A 24,865-nucleotide genomic window follows, 5' to 3' on the forward strand; every position below is an offset into this window, starting at 1 on the left:
GCTGGTGGTGCTGGGAGACTAGAGCGTTGCGAGGACTTCGCGCAGGAGCTTGGCGGTCTCGGACGGCGTCTTGCCGACCTTGACGCCGGCAGCCTCGAGGGCTTCCTTCTTGGCCTGGGCGGTGCCCGCGGAACCCGAGACGATGGCGCCTGCGTGGCCCATGGTCTTGCCTTCCGGAGCGGTGAAGCCGGCCACGTAACCAACAACCGGCTTCGTGACGTGTGCCTTGATGTAGTCGGCGGCACGCTCTTCGGCGTCGCCGCCGATTTCGCCGATCATGACGATCGCCTTGGTCTCCGGGTCAGCTTCGAATGCTTCGAGAGCATCGATGTGAGTGGTGCCGATGACCGGGTCGCCGCCGATGCCGATGGCGGTGGAGAAGCCCAGGTCGCGCAGTTCGTACATCATCTGGTAGGTCAGGGTGCCTGACTTGGAGACGAGGCCGATCGGGCCCTTGCCCGTGATGTTGGCCGGGGTGATGCCGACGAGGGCCTCACCCGGGGTGATGATGCCGGGGCAGTTCGGTCCGATGATGCGGGTGACCTGCTTGCCGTTGGCGTCGACCTTGGACTGCGCCAGTGCCCAGAACTCCGCGGAGTCCTGGACCGGCACGCCCTCGGTGATGACGACGACCAGGCCGATGCCGGCCTCGATGGCCTCAACGACGGCGTCCTTGGTGAAGGCCGGCGGCACGAAGACGATGGAGACGTCAGCGCCGGTTTCGGCCATGGCTTCCTTGACGGTGCCGAAGACGGTGATCTCCTTGTCGCCGTGCAGGACCGTGGTGCCGGCCTTGCGGGCGTTGACGCCGCCAACAACGTTGGTGCCGGCCTTCAGCATCAGGGCGGTGTGCTTGGTGCCTTCGCCGCCGGTGATGCCCTGGACGATGACCTTGGAGTCCTTGTTCAGATAAATAGACATAGTCGGGTCCCTTTACTTCGCTGCGTTGGCGAGCTCGGCGGCCTTGTCGGCGCCCTCGTCCATGGTGGCGGCCAGGGTAACCAGCGGGTGGTTGGCCTCGGCCAGGATGCGGCGGCCTTCCTCAACGTTGTTGCCGTCGAGGCGGACTACCAGCGGCTTGTTCGCGGAATGGCCCAGCTCGGCCAGTGCACCGACGATGCCCTTGGCAACGGCGTCACAGGCGGTGATGCCGCCGAAGACGTTGACGAACACGGACTTGACCTGCGGGTCGCCCAGGATGACGTCGAGGCCTGCTGCCATGACCTCGGCGGACGCTCCACCGCCGATGTCCAGGAAGTTGGCGGGCTTGACGTTGCCGTGGTTTTCGCCGGCGTAGGCAACGACGTCGAGGGTGGACATGACCAGGCCTGCACCGTTACCGATGATGCCCACGGAGCCGTCCAGCTTGACGTAGTTGAGGTCCTGCGCCTTGGCCTTGGCCTCGAGCGGGTCAGCAGCGTCCTTGTCTTCAAGGGTGGCGTGCTTGGGGTGGCGGAAGCTGGCGTTCTCGTCCAGGGAGACCTTGCCGTCGAGGGCAACGATGTCACCGGCGCCGGTCAGGACCAGCGGGTTGACCTCCACGAGGGTGGCGTCTTCCTTCTTGAAAACGTCCCACAGCTTCAGGATTACGCTGGCGACTTTGCCGCGCAGTTCCTCGGCGAAGCCCGCCGCGGCGACGATTTCGTCGGCCTTGGCCTGGTCGATGCCGACGGCCGGGTCGATCGCGATCTTGGCGAGGGCATCGGGACGCTCAACGGCGAGCTGCTCGATTTCCATGCCGCCTTCAACCGAGCACATGGCCAGGTAGTTGCGGTTGGCCCGGTCCAGAAGGACGGAGAAGTAGTATTCCTCGGCGATGTCCGCGCCCTGGGCAATCATCACGCGGTGGACGGTGTGGCCCTTGATGTCCATGCCGAGGATGTTGGTGGAGTGTTCAAAAGCCTCGTCGGCGGTCTTGGCGACCTTGACGCCGCCGGCTTTGCCGCGGCCTCCGGCCTTGACCTGTGCCTTGACGACAGTTACGCCGCCAATTTTCTCGGCAGCTGCCTTTGCTTCTTCAGGGGTGTGCGCCACGATGCCAGCAAGCACGGGTACACCGTGCGCCTCGAACATATCGCGCGCCTGGTATTCAAACAGGTCCACGGTTTAGTGTCCTTCTACGTCGAAGTAGTTTCTGTACAGCCGGACCCCACGTTATCGCGGTTACCGGGCTGCGGAATAAACGCGCCCTGCGACTAGCTTGGAAACGAGCCACACGGCGCAATGCTCCTTTCGGAACTCTAGTCCTTTTGGGGACCGGCCCGTCCCAGAGTACCCGTTATGTGAGTAAGGACACTATTCTATGGAGCGTAGAAAAACCGCTAGATTACGGGGTTTTTGGGGCCTCTGAAGCAGGCTGGGAGGCCCGCTTTCCGGCGTCGGAGATCAGCTCGTAATGGTCCCGCGAGACAAAGAAAGCGACGCCGGCGGAGACGTTTCCGCAGGCTACCCCGCCGTTGTAGGCCGAGCAGCGCAAGCCGTTGCGCTCCAGGTTCTGGCCCTCGTCGAGGACCGGCAGTTGCGATATCGGGCCGGTCCGGCTCCCCTTGGGCCCGGCTTCCGCTTCCTGCTGTGTGACACCGGAGCGGCATTCGCCATAGCGGGCGGTGTCCGGGGTGAGCAGCGCGGCACCGCCAAGGTAGCCCAGGCCGGTGCCGCCGCAGTCGTCCGCGATGTCCTTCGCCGCCGGCGCGGGGTAGGCGGCGAGTTCGCAGTGCGCCACCGGGACGGTCGCCAGCTTGTTGTTGGCGGAGCCCGAATAGCCGTTCTGCTCATAGGGCAGGTTCACGTGCTCGCCTTTGGCCGAGGTCAGGGAGCAGGCCACGTTCCGGTCCGCGGTGACAAAGCTGAGCAGGTCCTGGCCCACCACATACTTCGCGGGGTCGACGACGGGCGCCTGGCTGAGCTGCTCGAGGGCAGGCAACGGTGCTGGTGGAACGTAGTCCGGGTCCTTCTGCGTGATGGTGCACGCCGTGGACGCCAGCAGGAGGAAGGCGGCCAGGATCCCCAGAAGTGTCCGTCGCATGGGCTCCATTATGCCTGCAGGGACGCGCTGCGCCCGCGACGGGCCGACGACGGGCCCGCGAGGGCCGTGCAGCGGCACCCTCAGACCCCGGTGGCCGGTGTCCCGCCCGAGGCGACGGCGGCCTTGATGACCTCGACGGCGGCGCCGACGCTGTCCTCCGCCTCGAACTGTCCGCCCATCGTCTGCGCCCGTGCACGCCAGGACGGATCGCCCAGCACGGTGTCGACGGCGGAACGGATGGCCGCGGCGCTGGGCCTCTCTGTTTTGAGGTTTACGCCGACGCCGGCGTACGCCACCCGGGCATTGACATCGTTCTTGCCCTCGTTGAGTCCCGCCGTCACGAGCGGAACCCCGTGCGAAAGGCTCAGCAGTACCCCACCGAACCCGCCGTTCGTGACGAAAACGTCTGTGAAGGGGAAGACCCGGGCGAAGTCGATGTAGTCCTCGACGACAACGTTGGGCTGCGGATACCTGCGCCTCAGTTCTTCGGTGCCCGCACCGCCGGTCGCCACGACGATGAGGGCATCCATATCCTTCAGCGCCTCAATGGTGGGGACCATCAGCTTGGCCGGATCCCTGTTGTCAACCGTTCCCTGGGTGACGACGACGGTCCGGCGGTAGGTCCCGGCCGCCGTCGGCCACCGGACGTCCGGTCCTTCGGCAGCGGCGACTCCTGCGCTGGCGGCGGTGGCGGCGGTGCCGGCGGCTCCTGCGCGGTGTGGCAGCAGGGCGCCGACATAGTGGACTTTCGGGTTGACGTTGCGCCGCGGGAAGTCCAGCGACGCGGTGCCCGTCTGGATGACCGCGTCCGACCACCGGTAGGGCTCATCGGTGATGGGTTTGCCCCGCTCGGCGGGCAGTCCGTAGTTGTGCAGTTGCCGGACGTAGCTGGTGCGGGCCGGTCTGGTGACGAACTGGTCCGAGACCAGCCGGGCACCGGCATGGACGATCCTGCGGACAGGGGTCCGCGCCGGGGCGAACCCGAAGAACATCGGGGGCACCAGCGGATCGCTTTGCATGTTGCCGATGGGGACGACGCTGACCACCGGCTTGCCCAGCACAACGGCCACGAGCCGCTGGATAAACATGGTGTTGTCGAGGACGACGACGTCGAACGGGAACCGCCGCTGCACGTCCCGGATGTCTTCGAAGAAATTGGTGACGTTGCCGGCGAAGATCCGTTCGCCGTCGAACCGGATGGCCATCGGCCCCTTGAGCTTGGCGCGTTCCGGGTAGAGCTCATTGAGGTTGTCCCCGGTGTGCTCAATCGCGCGGACGAAGGGGTAGTGCGGGATGCCCAGCTCGTTGACTTTGCCGGCGAGGGTGCGGCCGGTATACCAGCCGACGTCGTGGCCCTCGTCCTGCAGGCGGACGCCAATGCCGGTCATGGGATTGAAGTGTCCGGCAATAGCCTGGCTGGCCAACAAAATCTTCATACCGCGGCTCCAACGCTGAACTGAGCTTCCGCCCCGGACCGGTAATCCGCTGCGGGGGGCCCCATTCCAGACTTTAGGCCCGTTCAGTCCTTGTCACAACGTTTTCCGGCCCGCTTGGGCTGAGGTGGGTCAGGCGTCGACTTTGGTCAGCGGGGCGTAGCGGAGCAGGAGCCGCTTCTCGCCGACGCTGAACTTCACCTTCGCCACCGTCTTGTCCCCCGCACCCTCAACGGCCAGCACGGTGCCGTTGCCGAAGCTGGTGTGGTTGACCTTGTCGCCCACACTGACGGCGACGACCTCTTTCTGCGGCTGCACGCGGTTCTTGGCGATGGCCGCCGGAACATCGGCGTTGAAGCCGGCCGAGGGGCTGGCCTCGGTGCCGCGCGCGGTGCCGGCTCCCCAGAAGGACCCGCCGTAGCGGCTGGAACCGATGGAGGCGCCGTTCCCCCAGCCGCCGGTCTGGCGGGTGGAGCCTTCGCGCTTCCATTCCACCAGCTCGGCCGGGATTTCCTCGATGAACTGGCTGGCGGGGTTGTACTGGCTCTGGCCCCACATGCTGCGGACTTCGGAGCGGGTCAGGTACAGCCGCTTCCGGGCCCGGGTCAGGCCGACATAGGCGAGCCGTCGTTCCTCGGCCAGTTCCTTGGGGTCGGTGGCGGAGCGCTGGTGCGGGAACAGCCCGTGCTCCATGCCGGTCAGGAACACCACCGGGAATTCCAGCCCCTTGGCGGTGTGCAGGGTCATCAGCGTGACGACGCCGAGCCGCTTGGCTTCGGCGACGGCGGCGGCCATCTGGTCGGCTGAGCCTGCCGGGGCGTCCGGGATCTGGTCGGCGTCGGCAACGAGCGAGACGCCTTCCAGGAAGGCGCCGAGCGACCCCTCGGGGTTGTCGCGCTCGTATTCCCGCACGACGGCGACGAGTTCCGCGAGGTTCTCCACCCGGGACTCGTCCTGCGGATCGCTGCTGGAGCGGAGGGTCGCGAGGTAGCCGGTCTGTTCCAGGACCGCCTCAAGGGCGGCCGCGGCGCCGGAGCCGGAGGCCACTTCGGCGAGGTCGTCGAGGAGTTTCACGAAGCCCTGGACCGCATTGACGGACCGGGTGGCCATGCCGGGGGCCTCATCGGCGCGGCGGGCCGCGGCCATAAACGAGATCCGGTCGCGCTGGGCGAGGGAGGCCACGGCACCCTCGGCCCGGTCGCCGATGCCGCGTTTGGGCTCGTTCAGGATGCGGCGCAGGTTGACGTCGTCGTCCGGGTTGACGAGGACCCGCAGGTAGGCGAGCGCGTCCTTGATTTCCTTGCGCTCGTAGAAGCGGGTCCCGCCGACCACCTTGTACGGGAGTCCGACGCGGACCAGGACGTCCTCGATCGAGCGGGACTGCGCGTTGGTGCGGTAGAAGATTGCGACGTCGCCGGGGCGGAGGTCGCCCTCGTCCTGCAGCCGGTCGATTTCCTTGGCGATGAACTGCGCTTCGTCGTGTTCGTTCTCGCCCACGTAGCCGACAATCTTCTCGCCGTCGCCCTCCGCGGTCCACAGGCGCTTCTCGGGCCGGTTGGGGTTGCGGGAGATCACCGAGTTGGCGGCGCTGAGGATGTTCTGGGTGGAGCGGTAGTTCTGCTCAAGCTTGATGGTGCGGGCGTCCGGATAGTCCTTCTCGAACTCCACGATGTTGCGGATGTCGGCGCCGCGGAAGGCGTAGATGGATTGGTCCGAGTCTCCGACGACGGTCAGCTCGGCGGCGCCGGGGCCCTCGCCGACGATCTCGCGGACGAGGGCGTACTGGGCGTGGTTGGTGTCCTGGTACTCGTCGACGAGGACGTGCCGGAAGCGGCGCCGGTAGGACTCGGCGAGCGCAGGGAAGGCGCGGAACATGTAAACCGTCTCGGCGATCAGGTCATCGAAGTCCATGGCGTTGGCCTGGCGCAGCCGCTGCGTGTAGCCCTTGAAGACCTCGGCGACGGCCTGCTCGAAGGGGTCGTTGTGGTTGGCGCTGGAGGAGTAGCTGTCCGCGTCGATCAGTTCGTTCTTGAGCGCGGAAATCTTGTGCTGGATTGCCTTGGGGGCGAACCGCTTCGGGTCGAGGTCCAGGTTCTTGGCCACGAGCGTGATGAGGCGCAGCGAGTCGGCCGAATCGTAGATGGAGAAGTTGGAGTTCAGGCCGACATTCTTGGCTTCGCGGCGAAGGATCCGGACGCAGGAGGAGTGGAAGGTGGAGACCCACATGGTCTTGGCCCGTCCGCCGACGAGGGCCTCAACCCGCTCCCGCATTTCGGCGGCAGCCTTGTTGGTGAAGGTGATGGCCAGGATCTCGCCGTGGTGCGCGCGGCGGGTGGCGATCAGGTAGGCGATCCGGTTGCTGAGCACACGGGTCTTGCCCGAGCCGGCGCCGGCGACGATGAGCAGGGCGCTTCCGGCGTGCTTGACGGCCTCTTCCTGCTGCGGGTTCAGCCCCTCGAGGAGCTCGGCCGGGCCCGGGAGCGGGGCGTGGTCCCGTTCCCCGGCCGGGTTGTCCGTGTGGACGCGGCCGGAGCCGCCACCCGGGGCGGAATCCAGCGCCGTCAGCCCGTTGCCGGCAGGCGTTTTCGTGCGCGCCCCCGTCTTGGAGGCAGCTGGGAAAGGTCCGTCGGCGTAGGGGTCAAACAACATATCCATGGTGTTAACAAGTCTAGGCGGTGCCGCTGACAGTCAGGTCCGCCCCTCGGGACATGCCCTCCCCTGCCCGCAGCCACTGGACATAATGCCCACATGCTCACGCCCCGCGGCCAACAATGGGCATGTCCCCCGGCTCGGGGCTGTTGGGCGCGCGGACCTATCCCGCCCCTATCCCGTGTCTATCCCGCGGAGCCGGATTCGAGGGCGGCGCGGAGTTCGCGGACCGCCGTCGCGCCTCCGGCAACGAACCAGTCCAGTCCGTTGACCCGGACGACGTCGGCCGCGCCGCCGGCCGCGAGGACAATCGCTTGGCCCGGCAGCCAGTCCCATTCCGGGCAACTGTGCTGGAACCAGCAGCCCAGTTCGCCGTCGGCCACCCTGCTGAGGTCGCAGGAGCCCGAGCCGAACATGCGCAGCGCGGCGGCGGAGGTCGCGGCGGCGTGCCAGGGCATCGCGCACATCGGGTCGGCGAGCCAGGTGGGGTGGATATACGTGGCGGCCCCAAGTTCGGACAACTGGGTGTCGGAACGGCTGGCGCCCGGGACTGCGCCCGGACGGAAGGTGGTCAGCCGTTCGCCGTTGAGGGTTGCAGGCCGGGCCGTTCCGCCGAGCCAGAGCTTGTCCTCCTCGGGCTGGAAGATTGCGCCGAGCACCACCCCGGAAGAGTCCTTGAGGGCAATCGCGGAGCACCAGTAGGTGGAGCCGTGCAGGAAGTTGTAGGTCCCGTCGACCGGGTCAATAACCCAGGTCCTGCCGCTGGTGCCTGCCACCGAGGCACCCTCTTCGCCGAGGATGCCGTCATCGGGCCGGCAGCGCTGGAGCTGTTCCAGCACATAGGCCTCGGCGGCGTGGTCCGCGGCCGTGACGACGTCGGATACCGATGTCTTTTGCCGGCCCTCCAGCCCGCCCTGCCGCATGAGGAGGGCCAGGGTCCCGGCCTCCCGCACGAGCGCCTCGGCGAGCTGGTAGTCGTCCAGGGCGGGGTTGAGTTCAGCGGTGCTGTGCCGGCCGAGCCGGTGCTTTCCTAGTTCAGTCACGCGCTCCAGCCTATCGGCGCCCGCCGGCAGTGAACAGACGGCGGGCGGTGCTGCCCGCACCACGGCGGGCGTACGGCTGGCGTCCGACTGCCCAAGCGCCGGGCGATAATGGACCATGGCCAAGACACCCGCACAGCGGATCAAGAAGCACGGCGCCAATGCGACCGTGCCCCAGCACCATCTGCCGTCGGTGATCAACCCAAGCACCAGCCGGACCCCGAAGAAGGCGCAGAACAACAGCAACCTGATCCTGATTGCCGGGGTCGTGACGAGCCTGTTCCTGTTCTGGTACCTCCACCTGCTCACCCTGAACCAGCTCACCCAGCTGAGCGGCGGCGCAGCCATGCCGGACTCGCTGGTCGGGGGCTTCGATTCAGGCTTCGTGGAGCGGTTGCGTGCGGCGATGGACCAGGATGCCCGCGGGCAGCTCAACTACATCCACAAAACTGCCGGCACGCTCTTTCCCCTGATCTTCGGCTTCACCTGGCTGCTGCTAATTGGCACGAATGTCGCACGGAAGGGACTGCGCTGGGCCCTGTGGGCCGTGCCCCTGCTTTTCGCGGCCGTCCGGTTGTGGGGCAACGCGGTCATTGACTCAATGATGTCCGCCGACACGGTCGACGCCGGCCAGGTCGCCCTGGCATCGGGCCTGACCGTCGCCGGCTGGGTGCTGTTGGTGATGAGCCTGGTGGCCGGAGGCCTCGCGGTGTTCCTGGGCCGCAAGCCTGCCTCGACCATCTCTCCCAGCGCGGGACATGCCCAGTCCTAGGCACACCGACTGGGCATAGTGCCACCATGTCCATCCGTGGCGGATCCCGGAGGGCGTGCTCCACGGCGCCTACTGCGGGACATGCCCAGTCCTGGTCACGGCCGCTGGACATAGTGCCACCATGTCCATCCGCGCCGGGTCCCGGAGGGCATGTCCATCGCGGGGGCGGAGGAGGCGCGGCCAGCGTCAGCCGGCCGGGCTTATGCCTCGGCCGCCAGATACTCCCGCGCCTGGTCCGCTCGCTGGGGCGCGCCCGCGGCACCGAAATGGAGGGCGGCCTTCGACAAGTTTTCCCGGGCAGCTTCCCGGTTCCCTGCGGCTGAAAACGCCCGGCCGAGCAGCAGGCGGGCTTCGCCAAGAATTTGCGGCAGGGTCGTATCGGCATCGGCGCACACAGCTTCCAGAAGTTCGATTGCAGTCTGCGAATCTCCCGCCAGGAAGCTCCAGTGACCGCGGTTGAGCTTCATCAACAGGTAATCGTTCGAACTACCCCCAATTACATCCGTGGCTAATTCTGCCCGTTCAATGCAGCGCAGGGTGTCGGCGTCCGCGACGTCCGCAGCGAGACGCATCGCCGCAGATGCTTTGTTGAACTTTGCCCAAATGTCGAGGTTTCTGGCCGGCGAAAAAGTTGCGGCGGCGAGCTCGTGATAGTCGAGGCCCTCCTGCACCTTGTTGCAAAGGAATGCGACGTTCCCGATGACCCAATAGACCTTGCCGATCAACTGGTCGTCGACTTCGGCAGAAACCGCATCCGCCAGGCGAAGACATTCAACCCAGGCCTCATCCAACCTTCCGCTGTCTGCCAGAGCGGCGATCAAGGCTTGGCGGGCCTTGACTTGGATCTCGACATCGTCGTCGTCCGTCACCAGGTCGGACGCTGCCCGGGCAGCCTCCGCAGCTTCTTCCAGCAAGCCAGCACCTTGCCTGGCTTTGGCTACCACGATGTACGTCAGCGCTTTGGCCTGCGGTTCCATCGTGGAGTAAGGACCTCCCAGCAGGTCCGAGGCGAGTGCTGCGCAGGCCTCAAATTCCTCCGCGTCCAGGAGATTCTCGGCCTGAACGAACGTCATGTTCCACCATGACTCGAGATCCCCTTCGTCACGGGCAATTTCGGCAGCTTCGTGTGCGCTGCAGGCTGCCTGAACGAAAGCGTGGTTGGTCCGGTGCTCGTATGCGCGCAATTCAGCGGCGGCGTATAAGGGCGAAACGGAGTGCAATGGCATAGCTCCATTATCCGTTGCCACAGAAGCAGATTGGGACACGCCACAAAAGCAGGAGCCACGCATTTTTCCCGCAGGAAAGGCTCAACCCGCACGGCTAACACAGTTTTGAAATTGTGGTGGAAATTGTTACCTCACGGCGTGTCTTATGCCTCTATACTGAACTTGCATCACATGAGTCACATCAGCCGCATACGTATCAGGAGCCCTCAATGAAGAAAACCCTCGCAACTCTCCTCGTCGCCGGTGCGCTGGCTGCGGCCGGCCTGTCCGCCTCAGCCGCAGTATCCGCCTCGGGCACTGACTCCGGTCAGGGCTCAGTCGTTGCAGTAGGCTGGTGGCCGAATTCCACTCCCAAGAACTAAGGGAGAGGGACGGATCGGCGGGTACCGGAAGGAGACTTCCAGTACCCGCCTTTCTTGCTTAATACCCTCAAACAAAGCCTGAACAAGACATTAGGCCCCAGTTACACCGAGCCCCGGGCCCCCGGCCCAATCAGTGCCTCGATCTGCGCAGCAGGAACGGGCCGGCCGAAGTAATAGCCCTGGCCGCTCGCGCAGCCCAAGCGAACCAGTTCAGCCGCCTGCTCGGCCGTCTCGATGCCTTCGGCAACGGCCTTGAGCCCGCAGGCGTGGATGAGGTGCAGCACTGCCGCGACGAAGTTGCTCTGCTCCTCGTCTGAGCCGAGCCCGTCGATCAGGCTCTTGTCGATCTTGACCACGTTGACCGGCAGTTTCCGCAGGTAGCTGATGGAGGAATAGCCGGTGCCAAAGTCATCGATTTCGAGCTGCACGCCCAGGCGCCGCAGCCCGCTCAGTGAATACTTGTCCACGTCCCCGCCGCTGATGGCCATGGATTCCGTGAGCTCGATGATGAGGTTGGCGGCGTCCACCCCTGTTTCGCGGAGGACGTCGCGGACGTTTTCGATCAGGTCGAGGTTCTGCAACTCCGTCGTGGAGATGTTGACGCGGACGTTGAAGCTGCCGTCCACGTTAAGCTGCTGCTGCCAGCGCCTCAGTTGGCGCACGGCGTTCCGCAAGACCCAGTGGCCCAGGTCCACGATCATCCCCGTCTCTTCGGCCAGCGGGATGAACGAATCGGGCATCAGGAGTCCGCGCTCCGGGTGGTTCCAGCGCACCAGCGCTTCAACACCCTCGATCCGCCTGGTGGCAAGGTCCACTACCGGCTGATAGTGCAGCGTGAGCTGGTCCTGGCGGATCGCCTCGCGCAGTTCCGTAATCATTACGCTCTGGAGCCGCCGCGCATAGAGCAACGCCGGTTCGAACACCTTGATGCTGCTGTGCGGCTGCGCCTTGGCCGCATACATCGCCGTGTCGGCCTCCATCACCAGATCGTCGACCGACTGGCCGGGTTCCGCGACCCGCAGCCCGATGCTGGTGCCGCAGGTAATGCGCAGGTCTCCGATTTCCAGGCTCTCGCCGAGCGCCTTGAGGATCCGGTTGGCGACCCGCCGGGCCCTGACCAGATTGGACTTCGGCAGCATCACGGCGAATTCGTCGCCGCCGAGGCGTGCGACCGTGTCCGTGTCGCGGACGGCACTTTGCAGCCGCCGCGAGATCACCCGGAGGACATCGTCGCCGGCGCTGTGGCCCAGGGTGTCGTTGATGCCCTTGAAGGAATCGAGATCAAGGACCAGCAGGGCCGGCGGCAATTCGCCCCGGGAAGTCTCGGCCAGGGCGTGGCTCAGGACCGAGTTCAGCGCTGTCCGGTTGGCAAGCTGGGTCAGCGGGTCGGTCAGCGCCATCCGCTCAAGCTCAACCTGGGCTTCGCGGAGCATCGCCGTCCGGCTTTCGACGCGCTGCTCAAGTTCCTGGTAGATGGTCTGCAGGTCGTCCGCCATCAGGTTGATCCCGGCGATGACCGCGGCGACGTCGTCCCTGGCGCCGGAGTGGGGAATCCTGGTCGTCAGGTCACCGCCCGCGATTCGGACGATGCCTTCGACGAGGGCGTGCAGCCTGGGGTCCGGGGGCTCAGTCATCACTCTGGTACTGCCCTAACCAATCTATAGCCTCAGCCTCGGACATGAAGAACTGCGCCGGGATGCTCTCGGTCCTCGACCGCAACAGGTAGTGCGCGATCACGCGGTCGACGGGGCTTTCACCCACGAGGGCGAATGCGGACGCCGCGATTGACGTGCTGTAGACGTGCCGCGCCTCGGGGCTGAGGCCCACCACACCCGTGATGACCAGCAGCACGGGCATTCGCCGGCCGTTAGCCAGGGCCCGGACCGCGGTTCCGGCCTCGCGGGCCTCGGGGCCCTCAATTTCCGCGTTGGCGGGGAGCTCGACTTCGATGATGCCACCGTCGCGCATGCGGACGCCGATCGGGGCACCCGCCGCGGGCACCGCCGCAGGCGCCGCCGTCAGGCCGGCTAGTCCCGTGGTCTCTTCGGGTATGCGTTCATCGGGCCAGGCCACCGCCTCGACCGTCATTGGAGCTCAGCCCAGTGGTAGGCCGGCTCAGCAAGTTCGGGGGCCGCATCGGAGTCGGGGTGGACAATGCCGTCGTTCAAGCCCGCGACGGCGGACGCTGCATCAAGGCGCCGCAAGACTAGCTCATCAGACATTGGTCCCCATTGGACTCCGGAGTCGGCCATTCAGCATGCGCTGGAGTCACGTCGCGCATGCTGCACCGGAACGTTCCGGTGAATGCCCTCATGATAATCGAAGCCGGGGTTGTTTTGAGACATAAGACACCCCGGAACCGCCGCGCCCGTCCGGTCAGGAACCGTCCGCCAGCCCCCGCGCCGCGTGACCCCGCGCTCCGGCCAGCCGCCGGACCGTACGCTCCCTGCCCACCCGTTGCGCCACCACCAGACCGACCGCCGCCGTGCCGATGGTGATGGGGTAGCCCATCAGCCGCTCCAGGGTACCCGGTTCCGGCACGACCATGCCCGTCACTCCGCCGGCGGTGAGGGCGCCGAGGGACACCACGCCGCACGCCAGGATGAGCCAGCTCAGCGGTGTCTGCCGCAGCCAGAGCAAGCCCAGCAGCACCAGCGCGAGGCCCCCTGCCGCGAAGTACATGATGGCGCCCACCGCGTGCCACGCGGAGCCGGCATCCTCGGGGACCAGCCCCACGATGACGGTCCCGGCACCGGCGAAGGCGGTGAGGGCACGCGCGGCGATCGCGGCCGCCCACGGTGTCCGGCCGGCCAGCCCGGCCGTGAGGCTCGCGACGGGTCGCGCTGCCGTGCACAACAGCGCCGCGCTGAGCAGCACCGCTCCGACCATCATGCCCACGCCCTGGACCACGAACGAGGTGTTCATCAGCAGGTTGGCGGGTGAGCAGACATCCCGGCCCTCGAAGGCCCCGCAGCCCCCCGCGCCCAGGTCGCTGATATAGCCGGTCCGGCGGCTGTACGGCTGCTGCCCCGCCCACGCCCCAATCACGGCAGCTTCCGCCACAAAATACTGCAGCACACTGAGCAGTGCCAGCGCACCGGCGTAGAACCTCGTGGACGGCAGATCCGGGAGGTAGATGATGTCCTTGGACGGCGAGTCAGCGCGGGCGGTCATGCCAAGAGCGTAGTACGGCCCCCCACCTTGTATGCTTATATCCGTGTCCGAACGGGCCGGCCCCGGCCGACCAGCACGGACGCCCGCCCTCGTAGCTCAGTGGATAGAGCACGGCTCTCCTAAAGCCGGTGTCGTTGGTTCGATTCCAATCGAGGGCACTTGAACCCCCAGTCCCCGGACGACGCTCCGGACTTCGATCTCCGCGCCTTCCTGCTGGGCAGCTGGACCCTGGAACGAACCCTCCTGGACAGGGCCACCGGCACGCAGGGATCTTTCACCGGCGCCGTGCACTTCACCGAAACAACCGACGACGACGGCGGCCTCCGCCTCCGCGAGGAGGGCACCGTTTTTTGGGCGTCCGTCCCGGGCGGGCCGGCCGGCACACCGTTCACCGGCCCGGCCAGCCGGGAATACCTGCTCCGGCCAACCGGCGCACCGGACACGATGGACATGTTCTTCCCTGACGGCCGGCCGTTCCACCGCATGGGCTTCGGGCCGCGGAGCAACCGGGACCAGCACTGGTGTGACCCGGACAGCTACCGCGTGAACTACACCAGAACCGGTCCGGACGAATTCCGTTACGAGTGGGATGTCACCGGGCCGGCCAAGAACCAACTGCTCACCTCGGTCCTGCGCCGCACCACGGACGCCGCGGCATGAACCCGCTCATCGTTGTCTCCGCGGTCTGCGTTTTCGACGCCGCCGGACGCCTCCTCACCGTGCGCAAGCGGGGCACGGACAAGTTCATGCATCCCGGCGGCAAGCCTGAGGGGGGCGAAACCGCCGCCCAGACGGCCGCACGGGAACTGGCCGAAGAAGTCGGGATCGTGCTCGGCGCGGAAGAGCTGGTGCTCCTGGGCATCTGGTTCGCGGACGCCGCCAACGAGGCCGCGACGCAGATCCAGGCGACGGTCTTCACGGCGCCGGGGGTGTGGAGCGCCCATCCGTCCGCGGAAATCGCCGAGATCCGCTGGCTTGACCTGGCCGGTGAGCTGCCGGACGATCTGGCCCCGCTGCTCACCGACCACGTCCTGCCGGCCCTCGCGAGCCAGACCGGTTAGGGCCTGCCCGGTCAGAGGCCGGCCCGGTCAGAGGCCGGCCCGGTCAGAGGCCGGCCCGGTTACAGTCCGGGAACGGCGTCTTCCGCCACGGCGCTGGCTTCGCTGAACTGGGTTCGGTACAGCTCGGCATACCGGCCCTCAGCGGCCAGCAGCTCGGTGTGCGTTCCGCGCTCCACGATCCTGCCGTCCTCCACCACGAGGATGGCGTCGGCGGCCCGGATGGTCGAGAGCCGGTGGGCAATCACGACGGCGGTGCGGCCTTCGAGCGCCGCGCCGAGCGCCTCCTGGACAGCAGCTTCGTTGGTCGAGTCCAGGGCAGCAGTGGCCTCGTCCAGGATCACGACGCGCGGCTGCGCAATGAGCAGACGGGCGATGGTGAGCCGCTGGCGTTCGCCGCCGGAAAGCCGGTAGCCGCGCTCGCCCACCACGGTGTTCAGGCCGTCCGGGAGCGAGCGGATCATGTCTTCCAGCCGGGCCTGCCGCAGGACATCCCACATGAGCTCGTCGCTGGCATCCGGACGGGCCAGTCGCAGATTGGAGGCGATGCTCTCGTGGAACAGGTGCCCGTCCTGGGTCACCATGCCGAGGGTGTGCCGCAACGAATCGAAGGTGAGGTCCCGGACGTCCACCCCGGTCCCGGGCGTGGCCCCGCCGAAGCGGACGGCACCGGAATCGACGTCGTACAGGCGCGACAGCAGCTGCGCGATGGTGGACTTGCCGGCCCCTGAGGAGCCCACGAGGGCGACGGTCTGGCCGGGTTCCACCCGGAAGCTGATGCCGTGCAGCACCTCTTCGCCGCCCCGCGTGTCCAGGGTGGACACGTCCTCCAACGAGGCGAGCGAGACCTTGTCCGCCGAAGGGTAGGAGAAGCGGACGTCGTCGAACTCCACGGACAGCGGCCCGGGGGGCGATGACACCGCGTCGGGCTTCTGCTCGATGAGCGGCTTGAGGTCCAGGATCTCGAAGACCCGCTCGAAGCTGACCAGGGCGCTCATGATCTCGACCCGGGCGTTGGAGAGCGCCGTGAGCGGCGCGTACAGGCGGGTGAGCAGCAGTGCCAGCACCACGACGTCGCCCGCGGCCAGTTGCCCCTGCAGCGCCAGGAAGCCGCCGAGGCCGTAGACCAGCGCGAGGGCCAGCGCTGAGACGAGCGTCAGGGCCGTCACGAAGGTGAACTGCAGCATCGCCGTCCGGATGCCGATGTCCCGCACACGGCCGGCGCGGACGGCGAATTCCCGCGATTCCTCGTCGGGACGGCCGAAGAGCTTCACCAGGGTGGCGCCGGGGGCGGAGAAGCGCTCCGTCATCTGGGTGCCCATGGAGGCGTTGTGCTCCGCGGCTTCGCGGCGCAGGTCGGCCAGCTTGGAGCCCATCCGGCGGGCCGGGATCAGGAAGATCGGCAGCAGGATCATGGCGAGCACGGTGATGAGCCAGGACTTGCCCAGCATCACCACGAGGGTCAGCGCAAGCGCGACAACGTTGCTGACGACGCCGGAGAGGGTCCCGGCGAAGGCCGACTGCGCGCCGATCACATCGTTGTTCAGCCGGCTCACCAGGGCCCCGGTGCGGGTGCGGGTGAAGAAGGCGATCGGCATCTTCTGCACGTGGTCGAAGACCTTGGTGCGCAGGTCCACGATCACGCCCTCGCCGATCGTGGAGGACAGCCAGCGGGTGACCAGCCCCAGCCCGGCTTCGGCGACCGCCACAATGGCGATCAGCACGGCCAGCCAGACCACGACATCGGTGCCCGCGCCGGCGATGATCGCGTCGACGACCTGCCCGGCGAGGACCGGCGTGGCGACGGCCAGGACGGCCATCACGATGGACAGGAGCACGAAGGCGATCAGCTGGCCCTTGTGCGGACGGGCGAAGCTGAACACCCGCTTGAGCGTCTCCTTCGAGAACGGCTTCGAGCCGCTCGAGGCGCGGGTGATGTTGTAAAGGGAGCTCCAGGCTACCCGGTCCATGCTCATGTGTTGTTGCCTTTCGGGGCGGTGTGGCCCAGCAGCTCGGTGACGACGCCGTTGTCCACGTTCCAGCGCGCGTCAAGGCGCACGTTTTCCAGCAGCCGGCGGTCGTGGGTGACCAGCAGCAGGGCGCCGTCGTAGCTTTCGAGGGCTTCCTCGAGCTGTTCGATCGCCGGGAGGTCCAGATGGTTGGTGGGTTCGTCGAGCACCAGCAGGTTCACGCCGCGGGCCTGCAGCAGGGCCAGTGCGGCCCGGGTCCGCTCCCCCGGCGAGAGTGAATCCACCGGGCGGGAGGTGTGGTCTGCCTTGAGTCCGAACTTGGCCAGCAGGGTGCGGACCTCGGCCGGGGTCCGGTCCGTGAGCACGGCTTCGACGGCGTCTCCCAGTTTCAGGTCGCCGGCCAGCAGCCCGCGTGCCTGGTCGATCTCCCCGACGGCAACGGATGCACCCATGGCGGCGTCGCCGGAATCGGGCCGCTGAACGCCCAGGAGCAGCCGGAGCAGGGTGGACTTGCCGGCACCGTTGGGGCCGGTGATGCCGATCCGTTCCCCGGCATTGAGCTGCAGGTTCACGGGACCGAGGGTGAAGTCGCCCTGGTGCACGACGGCGTCGCGCAGTGTTGCCACGACGGCGCTGGAACGCGGCGCCGCCCCGATGCTGAACTGCAGCTGCCATTCCTTGCGGGGCTCGTCGACCTCCTCGAGCCGGGCAATGCGGGATTCCATCTGGCGGACCTTCTGGCCCTGCTTCTCAGAGGACTCGGTGCTGGCCGCACGCCGGATCTTGTCATTGTCCGGGTTCTTCTTCATGGCGTTCCGGACTCCCTGGGAGCTCCACTCGCGCTGGGTGCGGGCACGGGAGACGAGATCGGCCTTGGTAGTGGCAAACTCGTCGTACCGTTCCCGGGCGTGCCGGCGCGCCACGGCCCGTTCCTCCAGGTAGGCCTCGTAGCCACCGTCGTAGACGGCCACGGAGTTCTGCGCCAGGTCCAGCTCCACGATCGTGCTCACGCAGCGGGCGAGGAACTCACGGTCGTGGGAAACCAGCACCACGCCACCGCGGAGTCCCTGCACGAACGCCTCGAGTTTGGCCAGTCCGTTGAGGTCCAGGTCGTTCGTGGGCTCGTCCAGGAGCACGATGTCGAACCGGCTCAGCAGCAGGGCCGCGAGCGCCACTCGGGCAGCCTGTCCGCCGGAGAGCCCGGTCATGTCGGCGTCCTGGCCCACCTCAAGGCCAAGGTCGGCCAGGACAGCCGGGATGCGTTCGTCCAGGTCCGCGGCACCCGAGGCCATCCAGCGATCGAACGCGAGCGAGTAGCCGTCCTCGGAGCCGGGGGCGCCACTGCCAAGGGCGTCCGCTGCGGACTCCATGTCCAGGGTGGCCCGGGCGCAGCCGGTGCGCCGCGCGATGTAGCCGCCCACCGTCTCGCCGGCGATCCTCTCGTGCTCCTGGGGCAGCCAGCCGACAAACGCATCTGCCGGGGATAGGCTGACGGTGCCTTCCTGCGGCTCGTCGACGCCGGCCAGCAGCCGCAGCAGGGTGGATTTGCCCGCGCCGTTGGCGCCGACGACGCCGACGACGTCGCCGGGCGCGACAGTCAGGGAGAGTTTGGAGAAGAGTGTGCGGTGGTCGTGACCACCGGAGAGGTCCTTGGCAACAAGGGTTGCAGTCATTAGTCCATTCTCTCACCGCGGCCCGCGGCGGGGCGCCAACGGGCGCTCCAGGCAGCCTCTGGCCGCCGGGCGTAGAAGAACCCGCCGGTCCGGACTTGGGGGGTGTACGGACCAGCGGGTTCGAGCATTTAGCATAGTTGAATCAGCACCTCCCGTAAAATCAACACAGTCACCGCTCCACCGAACGTCAGAAGCCGCACTTCCATTCGACTCTGCAGGAAGCCATAAATGCCCTTACCCGCCAAGGCGTTTCAACTCTGGCTCCATGGCGTTGCTCCCAACGAGAGCACCGCCGACATCTGCAGAATCTCCGGGATCAAGCGCACCACTCTCGCCCAGCAGCTGGTCCGCGGCAAGGTCGCGGAAACCACCCTTGTCAGCATCAGCCGGGCCCTGAAGCGCAGCCCCCTGGACGACCTCGCCTCGTTTGACAGCTATGCCGAACTTGTGGGGCCGCCGCAGCCGCCTACAAAGGCCGAACTCGTCAGCCAGATTGCCACCATGGATTTACTGCGGGCTGTCATTTCCCGTTCGTCTCCGGCATACGGCGGCTTTGGCGACGAGGGCAGTTCGCTGACGCCGGCGCTCGGCCCTGCCCCGCACGCCACCTCGGTCCGGAACTGGGTGGACTCGATCGACGACGGCGAATTGCGGCACCGGGTCTCGGCAGCCACCGGAATCGCGCCGCAGAACTATTCGGCACAGTTGACCGCCAACAGGCTCTCCCCGGAACTGGCAGTCGCAACCGCACGCGCCGCGGGCGTAGGATTCACGGGCGGACTCGTCGCTACGGGCTTGATAACGGAAGCCGAGGCGGGCTGGCCTGCCCAGGCCAGGCAAGCCGCTTTGGACGGACTCTCCGATGGCGATCTCACGGCCCTGGCCGGCGAGCGGTTGCAGTCCCTCGGTAAGACCCTGCGCCGCCAGGAACAGGAACACGAACAAACTAAGAAGATATGGGAGAACCTCGGTTGATCGCGATCCTGCAGTGGACGACTCTTGCGGTCTGTGCGCTCGTGGCGCTCGCGCGGATCCCGAGCGCCCTCCGGGGTCAGAACAGGTCTGTTTTCGGCGTCTTTGTCCTCGCCACCCTCGCCGTTCTGTTCAGCATCGACGTGAGCTACCAGGCCATTGATTCGTGGCTCGGTTCGGAGAACTACACGAACCTCCTCCTGCGTTTTGTCGTTTACGGAACGGTGATGCTCGCCGGATACCGAATTGCCAAGGCTTTCGCCGCCCGGAGGAGCGTCCGCTTGATTGTCGGCCCCGTCGGCCTCGGAGTTCTCTCAGTTATCGGCATCGCCACCGTGGTCCTCTTCCTGTTGGCCGACACAGCGGGGTCCGTCACCGGGCTGGCCACTCTTCCCTCGAGGAGCCCGAAGAATGCGGCCCTTATCGAATGGTATGCGGCGGCGGGCCGCCTCTACCCGTCGTTCGTCGCAGCGTGCATCCTCCCCGCCACTTACCTGGCCATCGGCCAGCGACTTCCCAGGGCCATCCGCATTGGAGCCCTCTTGCTGACGATCGCCTTCGCAGGCATGGCCCTCGGCTCCTTCTACCCCCTGATCCCGCCGGAAATCGGGTATGTGGAAGCCATCATCAACTACACCTCGGTGTTGTGCCTTGCGCTGGGACTCGCTTTCGTCTGGATCTCCAGCCTGCTGGCAAAACGCGTGAAAGAACGCGAAAGAACAGGGATGATTTCTCAATGATCGCGATCCTGCAGTGGACCACCTTGGCGGTGTGCGCCCTGGCTGCCATCGCCCGCATCCCAAGCGCCCTCCGGGGCGAGAACCGGTCGCTGTTCTCCATCTATGCGTTCGTTACGGCAGCAATCCTGTTGAGCATCGACGCACCGTATCTGGCCGTGGACGGGGTGCTGGGCGGCTTCAACCTGGCCAACCTGCTGCTGCGCTTCATCATCTTCGGCACGATCTTTGCCCTGGGGCTCAGAATCGCGCGCGGGTTCGGCGCAAACGACGGCCTCCGGCTGATTACCGGGCCCTATGGGCTCGCCTTTGCGGGAGCGGCGTCAGTGGCCCTGGTGGTGGTCTTCCTGATGATGGACACGGCCGGTTCGTCCGCCGGGTTGGTAGCGGTGTACGCCAAAGACGCCCGCAATGCCGCGCTCGTGGAATACTACGGCGCCGCCGGCCGGCTCTATCCCGCGTACGTCACGCTTGCCCTCCTGCCTGCCATGGTGCGGACGCTCCGCAGCCGGCTGCCCGGCCTCGTGCGGCTCGGCGCTGGCCTGTTGGCGGTCGGGTCAGTGGCCATGACGCTGAGCCTCCTGTCCCCCGTCATTCCTCCATCGCTGGGATATCTGCGGTTCGTCTTCAGCTACGCCGCCATCTTGTGCCTCGTGGTGGGGCTTGCCGTGATCTGGGCGTCGAAAATAGTGGCAGCGAAGTCGCGGAAAGCGCACACTGGCTTGACCGGCTAGCAGCTGTGGGCTGCGCCGCGGAGCGACGGGGGGAACCCTGATGATGGCAACCCTGGAATGGGTGACGCTGGCTGTCTGCAGCGCGGCATTTCTCCTGCGTGCACCGGACGCTGTGCGCGGACGCAACAGAACCGTTTTCGGAATCCTCTTCCTCGGGACATTGTGCAGTGTGCTCGCCGTGTCCGAACTCTACGAGGCCGTGGACGGCGTGCTGGGCGGACGGAAGCTCACCAGCCTCATTCTGCGTTATCTCGTCTTTGCAACTGTCCTGCTCGTTGGTCTCCGTCTCATGCGGGGTCTCGCCGCAGCCAGGGCCCACGCACTGATTGCCGGCGGAATCGGCCGTTGGGCGCTGGGGCTCAGCTGCCTGGCCGTGACGGTGACCTTCTTCCTGATGGGCACTTATTCATCACAGGACGGGCTTCAGGTCCTGGCCGGCGGCGAACCGAACGCGGCCCTGGAGTCGTATTTTACGGCGGCCGGGCGCGCCTATCCCGCATACGTCTCGCTCGTCCTGGTGCCTCCCTTGCTGGCGACGGTCAGGAGCCGGCTGCCGCGTCTGGTCAGGGCCGGTGCCCTGCTGGTGCTGTTCGGCGCATTCTTCGCGGTACTGACCTTTCCGGCCTCTTTCGCGCCGGACAGTTGGGCCGGGGCGCAGCATGTCATCAACTACTCAGCGGCCCTGGGCTACGTCGTGGGCCTCGTCCTCTTCTGGTTTTCCGGGCTGATCTCGAACGAATCTGGTAACAGAAATGCAACATTACGTAAGGACCGCAACTAGGCATTCACAAAATCATTAGACCGTGAGAGAATCATGAATGTGTGAAAGCGGCATTCGCTTCGTGAACGGGGACAATCCGTGCGGAGCCGAGGCAGCCGCCCAAGCACCATTGGGGGGATGAGTGGTAGCGGTCCAACTGGACCGCTCCCACTCAGCCTGTTTAACGGCGCATTCCTGCCGGAGAGTCTCCCGGCGGCGCCTTACCGGCCCGGACCGCGGCCTCAGCGCACAAACCTGAGGGTCACCAGCTGGAATGGCCGGAGCGCCAGTTCCGCCGAGTCCGCCGCCGCAGTCACGCCGGGCGCAGCCGCCGGACGTTCCAGCAGGTCCACCGGATGGACGCCGCTGACGCCGAAGTTGGCTCTCACGTGCCCGGCGGACCGCTCCCCCAGGGATTCGTAAACCCGCACGACCACATCGCCGGAGCCGTCCTCGGCGAGCTTCACGGCTTCAACCACCAGCGCCGGATTGGAAACCGTGAGGAGCGGTTCCACGCCGTGCGCGCCCTTGAGGACCCGGGGCGCCAGGTTCGTGCGGTAGCCCTCTTCGACGGCGTCGGCGATGCTGGCACCGGGACGGATGGTGACGTTCAATTCGTGCAGGCCGCGGTCCGCCCCGGGGTCCGGGAACTTGGGCGCGCGCAGCAGGGAGAGCCGCACGGTGGTGGTCGTCCCGCCGTCGTCCTCCCGGATAGTCCGGGTGACGTCATGTCCGTACGTTGACGAGTTGGACAGCGCCACGCCGTAGCCGGGTTCGGCGACGTGAATCCACCGGTGGGCGCAGATCTCGAATTTCGCCGCCTCCCAGGAGGTGTTGAGATGCGTCGGGCGGAACACGTGACCGAACTGGGTTTCCGAGGCGGAGCGGTCGGCCCGGACATCGAGGGCGAACCCGAGCTTGAGCAGCTTTTCGCTTTCCTGCCAGTCCACTGCCGTGGAAATCGCCAGGGACGCCGCCCCCGGCGCCAGCGAGATCCGCTGTGTCACCGCTGAAGCGCCCGCCAGCCGCTCCACCACGACGGCGGCATCCCCGCCGCTGCGCTCCACTGCCACCGAGCGCGCGGCAGCCAGCCGGACGACGTTGCGGCGGTAGAAGGCGTCGATGTCCCAGGCATCCCATTCGTTGGGGGTGTCCCGGTGCAGTTCCAGCAGGTTCCCGAACTGCCCGGGGGCGATCGCATCGCGTCCGCTCGCATGGTCGGTCAGGGATTCCAGCAGGCCATCGGCGTTGATGACGGCCCGGACGATCCCGTTGTCCAGGACGAAGCTGCCGGCTGCCTCGGTGACGAGCACCGGCTGCCCCGCGGCGGCCGGCGCGGCGATGGCAAGCGGGGCGACGCCGGTGCGCTCGTGCGGGGCGGCGTTGAGCAGGAAGTCAGTTTCCCCGGCGCCCAGCATCGCGCCCGCGGCGCCGGCGATGATCTCCTCGAGCTGCCCGCCGACGGCGGCATAGTTCCGCTCGGCGTCCTGGTGCACCCAGGCGATGGAGCTGCCGGGGAGGATGTCGTGGAACTGCTGCAGCAGGACGAGGCGCCAGAGCCGTTTCAGCTCTGCTGCGGGGTAATGGTACCCGGCGCGCACGGCGGCTGTGGCGCACCAGAGTTCCGCTTCCCGCAGCAGGTGTTCGCTGCGCCGGTTGCCCAGTTTTGTCTTGGCCTGGCTGGTGTAGGTGCCGCGGTGCAGTTCGAGGTACATCTCGCCGACCCAGACCGGGAGCGCCTCGTACTCGGCCTGGGCGCGGGCGAAGAAGGTGGCGGCCGGGCCGATTTCCACTTTCGGCGACCCTTCCAGGTCCGCAGTGCGGCGCGCCGCCGCCAGCATTTCACGGGTGGGGCCGCCGCCGCCGTCGCCGTAGCCAAACGGGACCAGCGAGGTGGTGCCCCGGCCGTGGTCCCGGTAGTTCCGCTCGGCGTGGGCGAGCTCACGGCCGCTGAGTTCGGAGCTGTAACTGTCCACCGGCGGGAAATGCGTGAAGAGCCGGGTGCCGTCGATTCCTTCCCAGTCGAAGGTGTGGTGCGGCATCCGGTTGACCTGGTTCCAGGAGATTTTCTGGGTGAGGAACCACTTGCTGCCTGCGGCCTTGACGATCTGCGGCATGGCCGCGGAATAGCCGAAGGTGTCCGGAAGCCACGCTTCCTCGCACTCCACGCCGAACTCGGCCAGGAAGAAGCTCTTTCCCTCCAGGAATTGGCGGGCAATGGCCTCGCCGCCGGGCATGTTGGTGTCCGACTCGACCCACATGCCGCCCACGGGGACGAACTGTCCGGTTTTGACCTTCTCCCGGATCCGCTCGAACAGCTCGGGGTACAGTTCCTTGGTCCAGGCGAGCTGCTGGGCCGAGGAGCACGAGAACACGAACCCCGGATCTTCGTCCATCAGGGCCACGACGTTGGAGAAGGTGCGGGCGCACTTGCGGATGGTTTCCCGGACGGGCCAGAGCCAGGCGGAGTCGATGTGGGCGTGTCCGGTGGCGAGCAGGTGGTGCGCCGAGGCGTAGGCCGGGCGGGCCAGGACCCCGGCGAGGGCCTCCCGCCCGGCGCCTGCTGTGCCCGGAACGTCGTCGGGGTCCATGACGTCCAGCATCCGTTCCAGCGCGCGCAGGATTTCGTGACGGCGGGGCAGTTCCATCGGCAGCTCGTGCATCAGGCCGCTGAGGGTCCGGATGTCCTGCTGCAGCTCCCAGACGGTCTGGTTGAGTTCGGCGATGACGATCCCGCCGAGCCGGTATTTCGGGTCGTTTCCCGCGGTCGCCTTGTCCCCGTAAGGGGTGGCTGCGAAGGTCCAGCCCTGCGACAGATCGGGGTTGGCGGCCGCCTCGACGTAGAAGTCGACCGACATCCCGCTGCCCAGAAGCTTCAGCGGGATGTATTGGTTCCGTGGCGAGATGGCTTTGACGATGGTGCCGTCCGGGCGCCAGGCGATTCCTTCGCATTGGAAGCCGGGAAGGTCGCTGCTGAAGCCCAGGTCGACGATAATTTCGACCGAGGTGTCCGGTGCCGTGCCCCAGGCATCCGGAACCTGCCCCTGCAGGCGCAGCCATTTGGTGCTCCACGGCCGCCCCCAGGCGGCCCCGTGCTCCAGCGGTGTGAACCGCTGCCGGAGCGCCTCCAGGGCCGGCACCGGTTCATCCGGGACATCCCAGCTGCTGAGGGTGAGCGGCTCGCTGCGCGGATAGACCGCGGGGACGATGCGTTCGCGCATAAATCGGTCGAGCCGGACTTCCGTGAGACGGCGGTCGTCGTGCAATGTGTTCCTCTTAG

The 24,865-nt window shown here is 66.8% G+C and carries 22 protein-coding genes and 1 tRNA gene; 9 read left to right on the forward strand and 14 right to left on the reverse strand.

The genetic code is table 11. The features are described from left to right. Positions 1-18 precede the first annotated feature (18 nt). From sucD to QCD75_RS00385, 6 genes are all read right to left on the reverse strand, one after another. A complete protein-coding gene (sucD, locus tag QCD75_RS00360) occupies positions 19-921 on the reverse strand; it encodes a succinate--CoA ligase subunit alpha (RefSeq protein ID WP_301224556.1) in 903 nt (300 codons plus the stop codon). A 12-nt stretch (positions 922-933) separates the two neighbouring features. Continuing rightward, positions 934-2,103 (reverse strand): ADP-forming succinate--CoA ligase subunit beta, encoded by a 1,170-nt coding sequence (gene sucC, locus QCD75_RS00365; RefSeq protein ID WP_301224558.1) that lies wholly within the window; start codon positions 2,101-2,103, stop codon positions 934-936. 223 nt (positions 2,104-2,326) lie between these two features. Next, entirely contained in the window at positions 2,327-3,034 is a 708-nt protein-coding gene (locus tag QCD75_RS00370) for a hypothetical protein (RefSeq protein ID WP_301224560.1), read from the reverse strand. Positions 3,035-3,105: 71 nt separating this feature from the next. Then, a complete protein-coding gene (locus QCD75_RS00375; RefSeq protein ID WP_301224562.1) occupies positions 3,106-4,461 on the reverse strand; it encodes a glycosyltransferase in 1,356 nt (451 codons plus the stop codon). A 129-nt stretch (positions 4,462-4,590) separates the two neighbouring features. Next, the gene (gene pcrA / locus QCD75_RS00380) at positions 4,591-7,107 is read right to left on the reverse strand and encodes a DNA helicase PcrA (protein WP_441005419.1); all 2,517 of its coding nucleotides are present in this window, start codon (positions 7,105-7,107) and stop codon (positions 4,591-4,593) included. A gap of 185 nt (positions 7,108-7,292) precedes the next feature. Further along, complete coding sequence (locus QCD75_RS00385) at positions 7,293-8,150, reverse strand: inositol monophosphatase family protein (protein ID WP_301224567.1); 858 nt, start codon at positions 8,148-8,150, stop codon at positions 7,293-7,295. A 115-nt stretch (positions 8,151-8,265) separates the two neighbouring features. On the opposite strand from QCD75_RS00385, the gene QCD75_RS00390 reads away from it, so the two are divergent. After that, positions 8,266-8,919, forward strand: coding sequence for a hypothetical protein (locus QCD75_RS00390; RefSeq protein ID WP_301224569.1), 654 nt, complete (start codon positions 8,266-8,268; stop codon positions 8,917-8,919). Positions 8,920-9,119: 200 nt separating this feature from the next. Here QCD75_RS00390 and QCD75_RS00395 read toward each other — a convergent pair whose 3' ends face one another. Continuing rightward, positions 9,120-10,145 carry a hypothetical protein gene (locus tag QCD75_RS00395; RefSeq protein ID WP_301224571.1) on the reverse strand — a complete coding sequence of 342 codons (1,026 nt, stop codon included), beginning with the start codon at positions 10,143-10,145 and terminating at the stop codon, positions 9,120-9,122. A 209-nt stretch (positions 10,146-10,354) separates the two neighbouring features. On the opposite strand from QCD75_RS00395, the gene QCD75_RS00400 reads away from it, so the two are divergent. Further along, positions 10,355-10,507, forward strand: a complete 153-nt coding sequence (locus QCD75_RS00400) for a hypothetical protein (protein ID WP_301224573.1) — start codon at positions 10,355-10,357, stop codon at positions 10,505-10,507. Between the two features lie 101 nt (positions 10,508-10,608). Here the strand turns inward: QCD75_RS00400 and QCD75_RS00405 are convergent, their stop codons facing one another. From QCD75_RS00405 to QCD75_RS00420, 4 genes are all read right to left on the reverse strand, one after another. Further along, entirely contained in the window at positions 10,609-12,141 is a 1,533-nt protein-coding gene (locus QCD75_RS00405) for a putative bifunctional diguanylate cyclase/phosphodiesterase (protein WP_301224575.1), read from the reverse strand. Beyond that, positions 12,134-12,595 carry a DUF7793 family protein gene (locus QCD75_RS00410; protein ID WP_301224577.1) on the reverse strand — a complete coding sequence of 154 codons (462 nt, stop codon included), beginning with the start codon at positions 12,593-12,595 and terminating at the stop codon, positions 12,134-12,136. The genes QCD75_RS00405 and QCD75_RS00410 overlap by 8 nt, the downstream gene beginning before the upstream one ends. Then, entirely contained in the window at positions 12,592-12,729 is a 138-nt protein-coding gene (locus QCD75_RS00415) for a hypothetical protein (RefSeq protein ID WP_301224579.1), read from the reverse strand. The genes QCD75_RS00410 and QCD75_RS00415 overlap by 4 nt, the downstream gene beginning before the upstream one ends. A gap of 154 nt (positions 12,730-12,883) precedes the next feature. After that, positions 12,884-13,681, reverse strand: a complete 798-nt coding sequence (locus tag QCD75_RS00420) for a DUF998 domain-containing protein (RefSeq protein ID WP_301224581.1) — start codon at positions 13,679-13,681, stop codon at positions 12,884-12,886. A gap of 85 nt (positions 13,682-13,766) precedes the next feature. On the opposite strand from QCD75_RS00420, the gene QCD75_RS00425 reads away from it, so the two are divergent. The 3 genes from QCD75_RS00425 (at position 13,767) to QCD75_RS00435 (ending at position 14,742) form a co-directional block, all read left to right on the forward strand. Next, positions 13,767-13,839: transfer RNA gene (locus tag QCD75_RS00425), tRNA-Arg, on the forward strand. 1 nt (position 13,840) lies between these two features. Then, on the forward strand, positions 13,841-14,341 hold the full coding sequence (locus QCD75_RS00430; protein WP_301224583.1) for a DUF6314 family protein: 501 nt from the start codon (positions 13,841-13,843) through the stop codon (positions 14,339-14,341). Continuing rightward, on the forward strand, positions 14,338-14,742 hold the full coding sequence (locus tag QCD75_RS00435) for an NUDIX hydrolase (RefSeq protein ID WP_301224585.1): 405 nt from the start codon (positions 14,338-14,340) through the stop codon (positions 14,740-14,742). The genes QCD75_RS00430 and QCD75_RS00435 overlap by 4 nt, the downstream gene beginning before the upstream one ends. Before the next feature lie 59 nt (positions 14,743-14,801). Here the strand turns inward: QCD75_RS00435 and QCD75_RS00440 are convergent, their stop codons facing one another. Both QCD75_RS00440 and QCD75_RS00445 read right to left on the reverse strand, forming a co-directional pair. Continuing rightward, positions 14,802-16,715, reverse strand: a complete 1,914-nt coding sequence (locus QCD75_RS00440) for an ABC transporter ATP-binding protein (protein WP_301224587.1) — start codon at positions 16,713-16,715, stop codon at positions 14,802-14,804. Beyond that, a complete protein-coding gene (locus tag QCD75_RS00445) occupies positions 16,712-18,382 on the reverse strand; it encodes an ABC-F family ATP-binding cassette domain-containing protein (protein WP_301224589.1) in 1,671 nt (556 codons plus the stop codon). The genes QCD75_RS00440 and QCD75_RS00445 overlap by 4 nt, the downstream gene beginning before the upstream one ends. A gap of 228 nt (positions 18,383-18,610) precedes the next feature. On the opposite strand from QCD75_RS00445, the gene QCD75_RS00450 reads away from it, so the two are divergent. Genes QCD75_RS00450 through QCD75_RS00465 form a run of 4 tightly spaced genes read left to right on the forward strand, consistent with a single transcriptional unit; the run spans position 18,611 to position 21,606 of the window. Further along, positions 18,611-19,357 (forward strand): hypothetical protein, encoded by a 747-nt coding sequence (locus QCD75_RS00450; RefSeq protein WP_301224591.1) that lies wholly within the window; start codon positions 18,611-18,613, stop codon positions 19,355-19,357. Next, positions 19,339-20,094 (forward strand): hypothetical protein, encoded by a 756-nt coding sequence (locus tag QCD75_RS00455; RefSeq protein WP_301224593.1) that lies wholly within the window; start codon positions 19,339-19,341, stop codon positions 20,092-20,094. Before QCD75_RS00450 ends, QCD75_RS00455 begins: the two co-directional genes overlap by 19 nt. Continuing rightward, positions 20,091-20,825: a hypothetical protein gene (locus QCD75_RS00460; protein WP_301224595.1), complete on the forward strand. Its 735-nt coding sequence runs from the start codon at positions 20,091-20,093 to the stop codon at positions 20,823-20,825. The genes QCD75_RS00455 and QCD75_RS00460 overlap by 4 nt, the downstream gene beginning before the upstream one ends. 40 nt (positions 20,826-20,865) lie before the next feature. After that, a complete protein-coding gene (locus QCD75_RS00465; RefSeq protein WP_301224597.1) occupies positions 20,866-21,606 on the forward strand; it encodes a hypothetical protein in 741 nt (246 codons plus the stop codon). Positions 21,607-21,827: 221 nt separating this feature from the next. On the opposite strand, the gene QCD75_RS00470 is transcribed toward QCD75_RS00465, so the two are convergent. Then, positions 21,828-24,851 carry an alpha-mannosidase gene (locus QCD75_RS00470; RefSeq protein ID WP_301224599.1) on the reverse strand — a complete coding sequence of 1,008 codons (3,024 nt, stop codon included), beginning with the start codon at positions 24,849-24,851 and terminating at the stop codon, positions 21,828-21,830. Positions 24,852-24,865: the final 14 nt, after the last annotated feature.

The sequence above is a fragment of the Arthrobacter sp. PsM3 genome (assembly GCF_030433895.1).
In the GTDB taxonomy this organism is placed as follows: domain Bacteria; phylum Actinomycetota; class Actinomycetes; order Actinomycetales; family Micrococcaceae; genus Arthrobacter.

What these genes read in the sequence shown, in the direction of transcription:
- sucD (WP_301224556.1), bottom strand. Translation starts at nt 921, where the DNA reads ATGTCTATTTATCTGAACAAGGACTCCAAGGTCATCGTCCAGGGCATC.
- QCD75_RS00370 (WP_301224560.1), bottom strand. Translation starts at nt 3,034, where the DNA reads ATGGAGCCCATGCGACGGACACTTCTGGGGATCCTGGCCGCCTTCCTC.
- QCD75_RS00375 (WP_301224562.1), bottom strand. Translation starts at nt 4,461, where the DNA reads ATGAAGATTTTGTTGGCCAGCCAGGCTATTGCCGGACACTTCAATCCC.
- pcrA (WP_441005419.1), bottom strand. Translation starts at nt 7,107, where the DNA reads ATGTTGTTTGACCCCTACGCCGACGGACCTTTCCCAGCTGCCTCCAAG.
- QCD75_RS00390 (WP_301224569.1), top strand. Translation starts at nt 8,266, where the DNA reads ATGGCCAAGACACCCGCACAGCGGATCAAGAAGCACGGCGCCAATGCG.
- QCD75_RS00395 (WP_301224571.1), bottom strand. Translation starts at nt 10,145, where the DNA reads ATGCCATTGCACTCCGTTTCGCCCTTATACGCCGCCGCTGAATTGCGC.
- QCD75_RS00400 (WP_301224573.1), top strand. Translation starts at nt 10,355, where the DNA reads ATGAAGAAAACCCTCGCAACTCTCCTCGTCGCCGGTGCGCTGGCTGCG.
- QCD75_RS00405 (WP_301224575.1), bottom strand. Translation starts at nt 12,141, where the DNA reads ATGACTGAGCCCCCGGACCCCAGGCTGCACGCCCTCGTCGAAGGCATC.
- QCD75_RS00410 (WP_301224577.1), bottom strand. Translation starts at nt 12,595, where the DNA reads ATGACGGTCGAGGCGGTGGCCTGGCCCGATGAACGCATACCCGAAGAG.
- QCD75_RS00415 (WP_301224579.1), bottom strand. Translation starts at nt 12,729, where the DNA reads ATGTCTGATGAGCTAGTCTTGCGGCGCCTTGATGCAGCGTCCGCCGTC.
- QCD75_RS00420 (WP_301224581.1), bottom strand. Translation starts at nt 13,681, where the DNA reads ATGACCGCCCGCGCTGACTCGCCGTCCAAGGACATCATCTACCTCCCG.
- QCD75_RS00435 (WP_301224585.1), top strand. Translation starts at nt 14,338, where the DNA reads ATGAACCCGCTCATCGTTGTCTCCGCGGTCTGCGTTTTCGACGCCGCC.
- QCD75_RS00440 (WP_301224587.1), bottom strand. Translation starts at nt 16,715, where the DNA reads ATGAGCATGGACCGGGTAGCCTGGAGCTCCCTTTACAACATCACCCGC.
- QCD75_RS00445 (WP_301224589.1), bottom strand. Translation starts at nt 18,382, where the DNA reads ATGACTGCAACCCTTGTTGCCAAGGACCTCTCCGGTGGTCACGACCAC.
- QCD75_RS00450 (WP_301224591.1), top strand. Translation starts at nt 18,611, where the DNA reads ATGCCCTTACCCGCCAAGGCGTTTCAACTCTGGCTCCATGGCGTTGCT.
- QCD75_RS00455 (WP_301224593.1), top strand. Translation starts at nt 19,339, where the DNA reads ATGGGAGAACCTCGGTTGATCGCGATCCTGCAGTGGACGACTCTTGCG.
- QCD75_RS00460 (WP_301224595.1), top strand. Translation starts at nt 20,091, where the DNA reads ATGATCGCGATCCTGCAGTGGACCACCTTGGCGGTGTGCGCCCTGGCT.
- QCD75_RS00465 (WP_301224597.1), top strand. Translation starts at nt 20,866, where the DNA reads ATGATGGCAACCCTGGAATGGGTGACGCTGGCTGTCTGCAGCGCGGCA.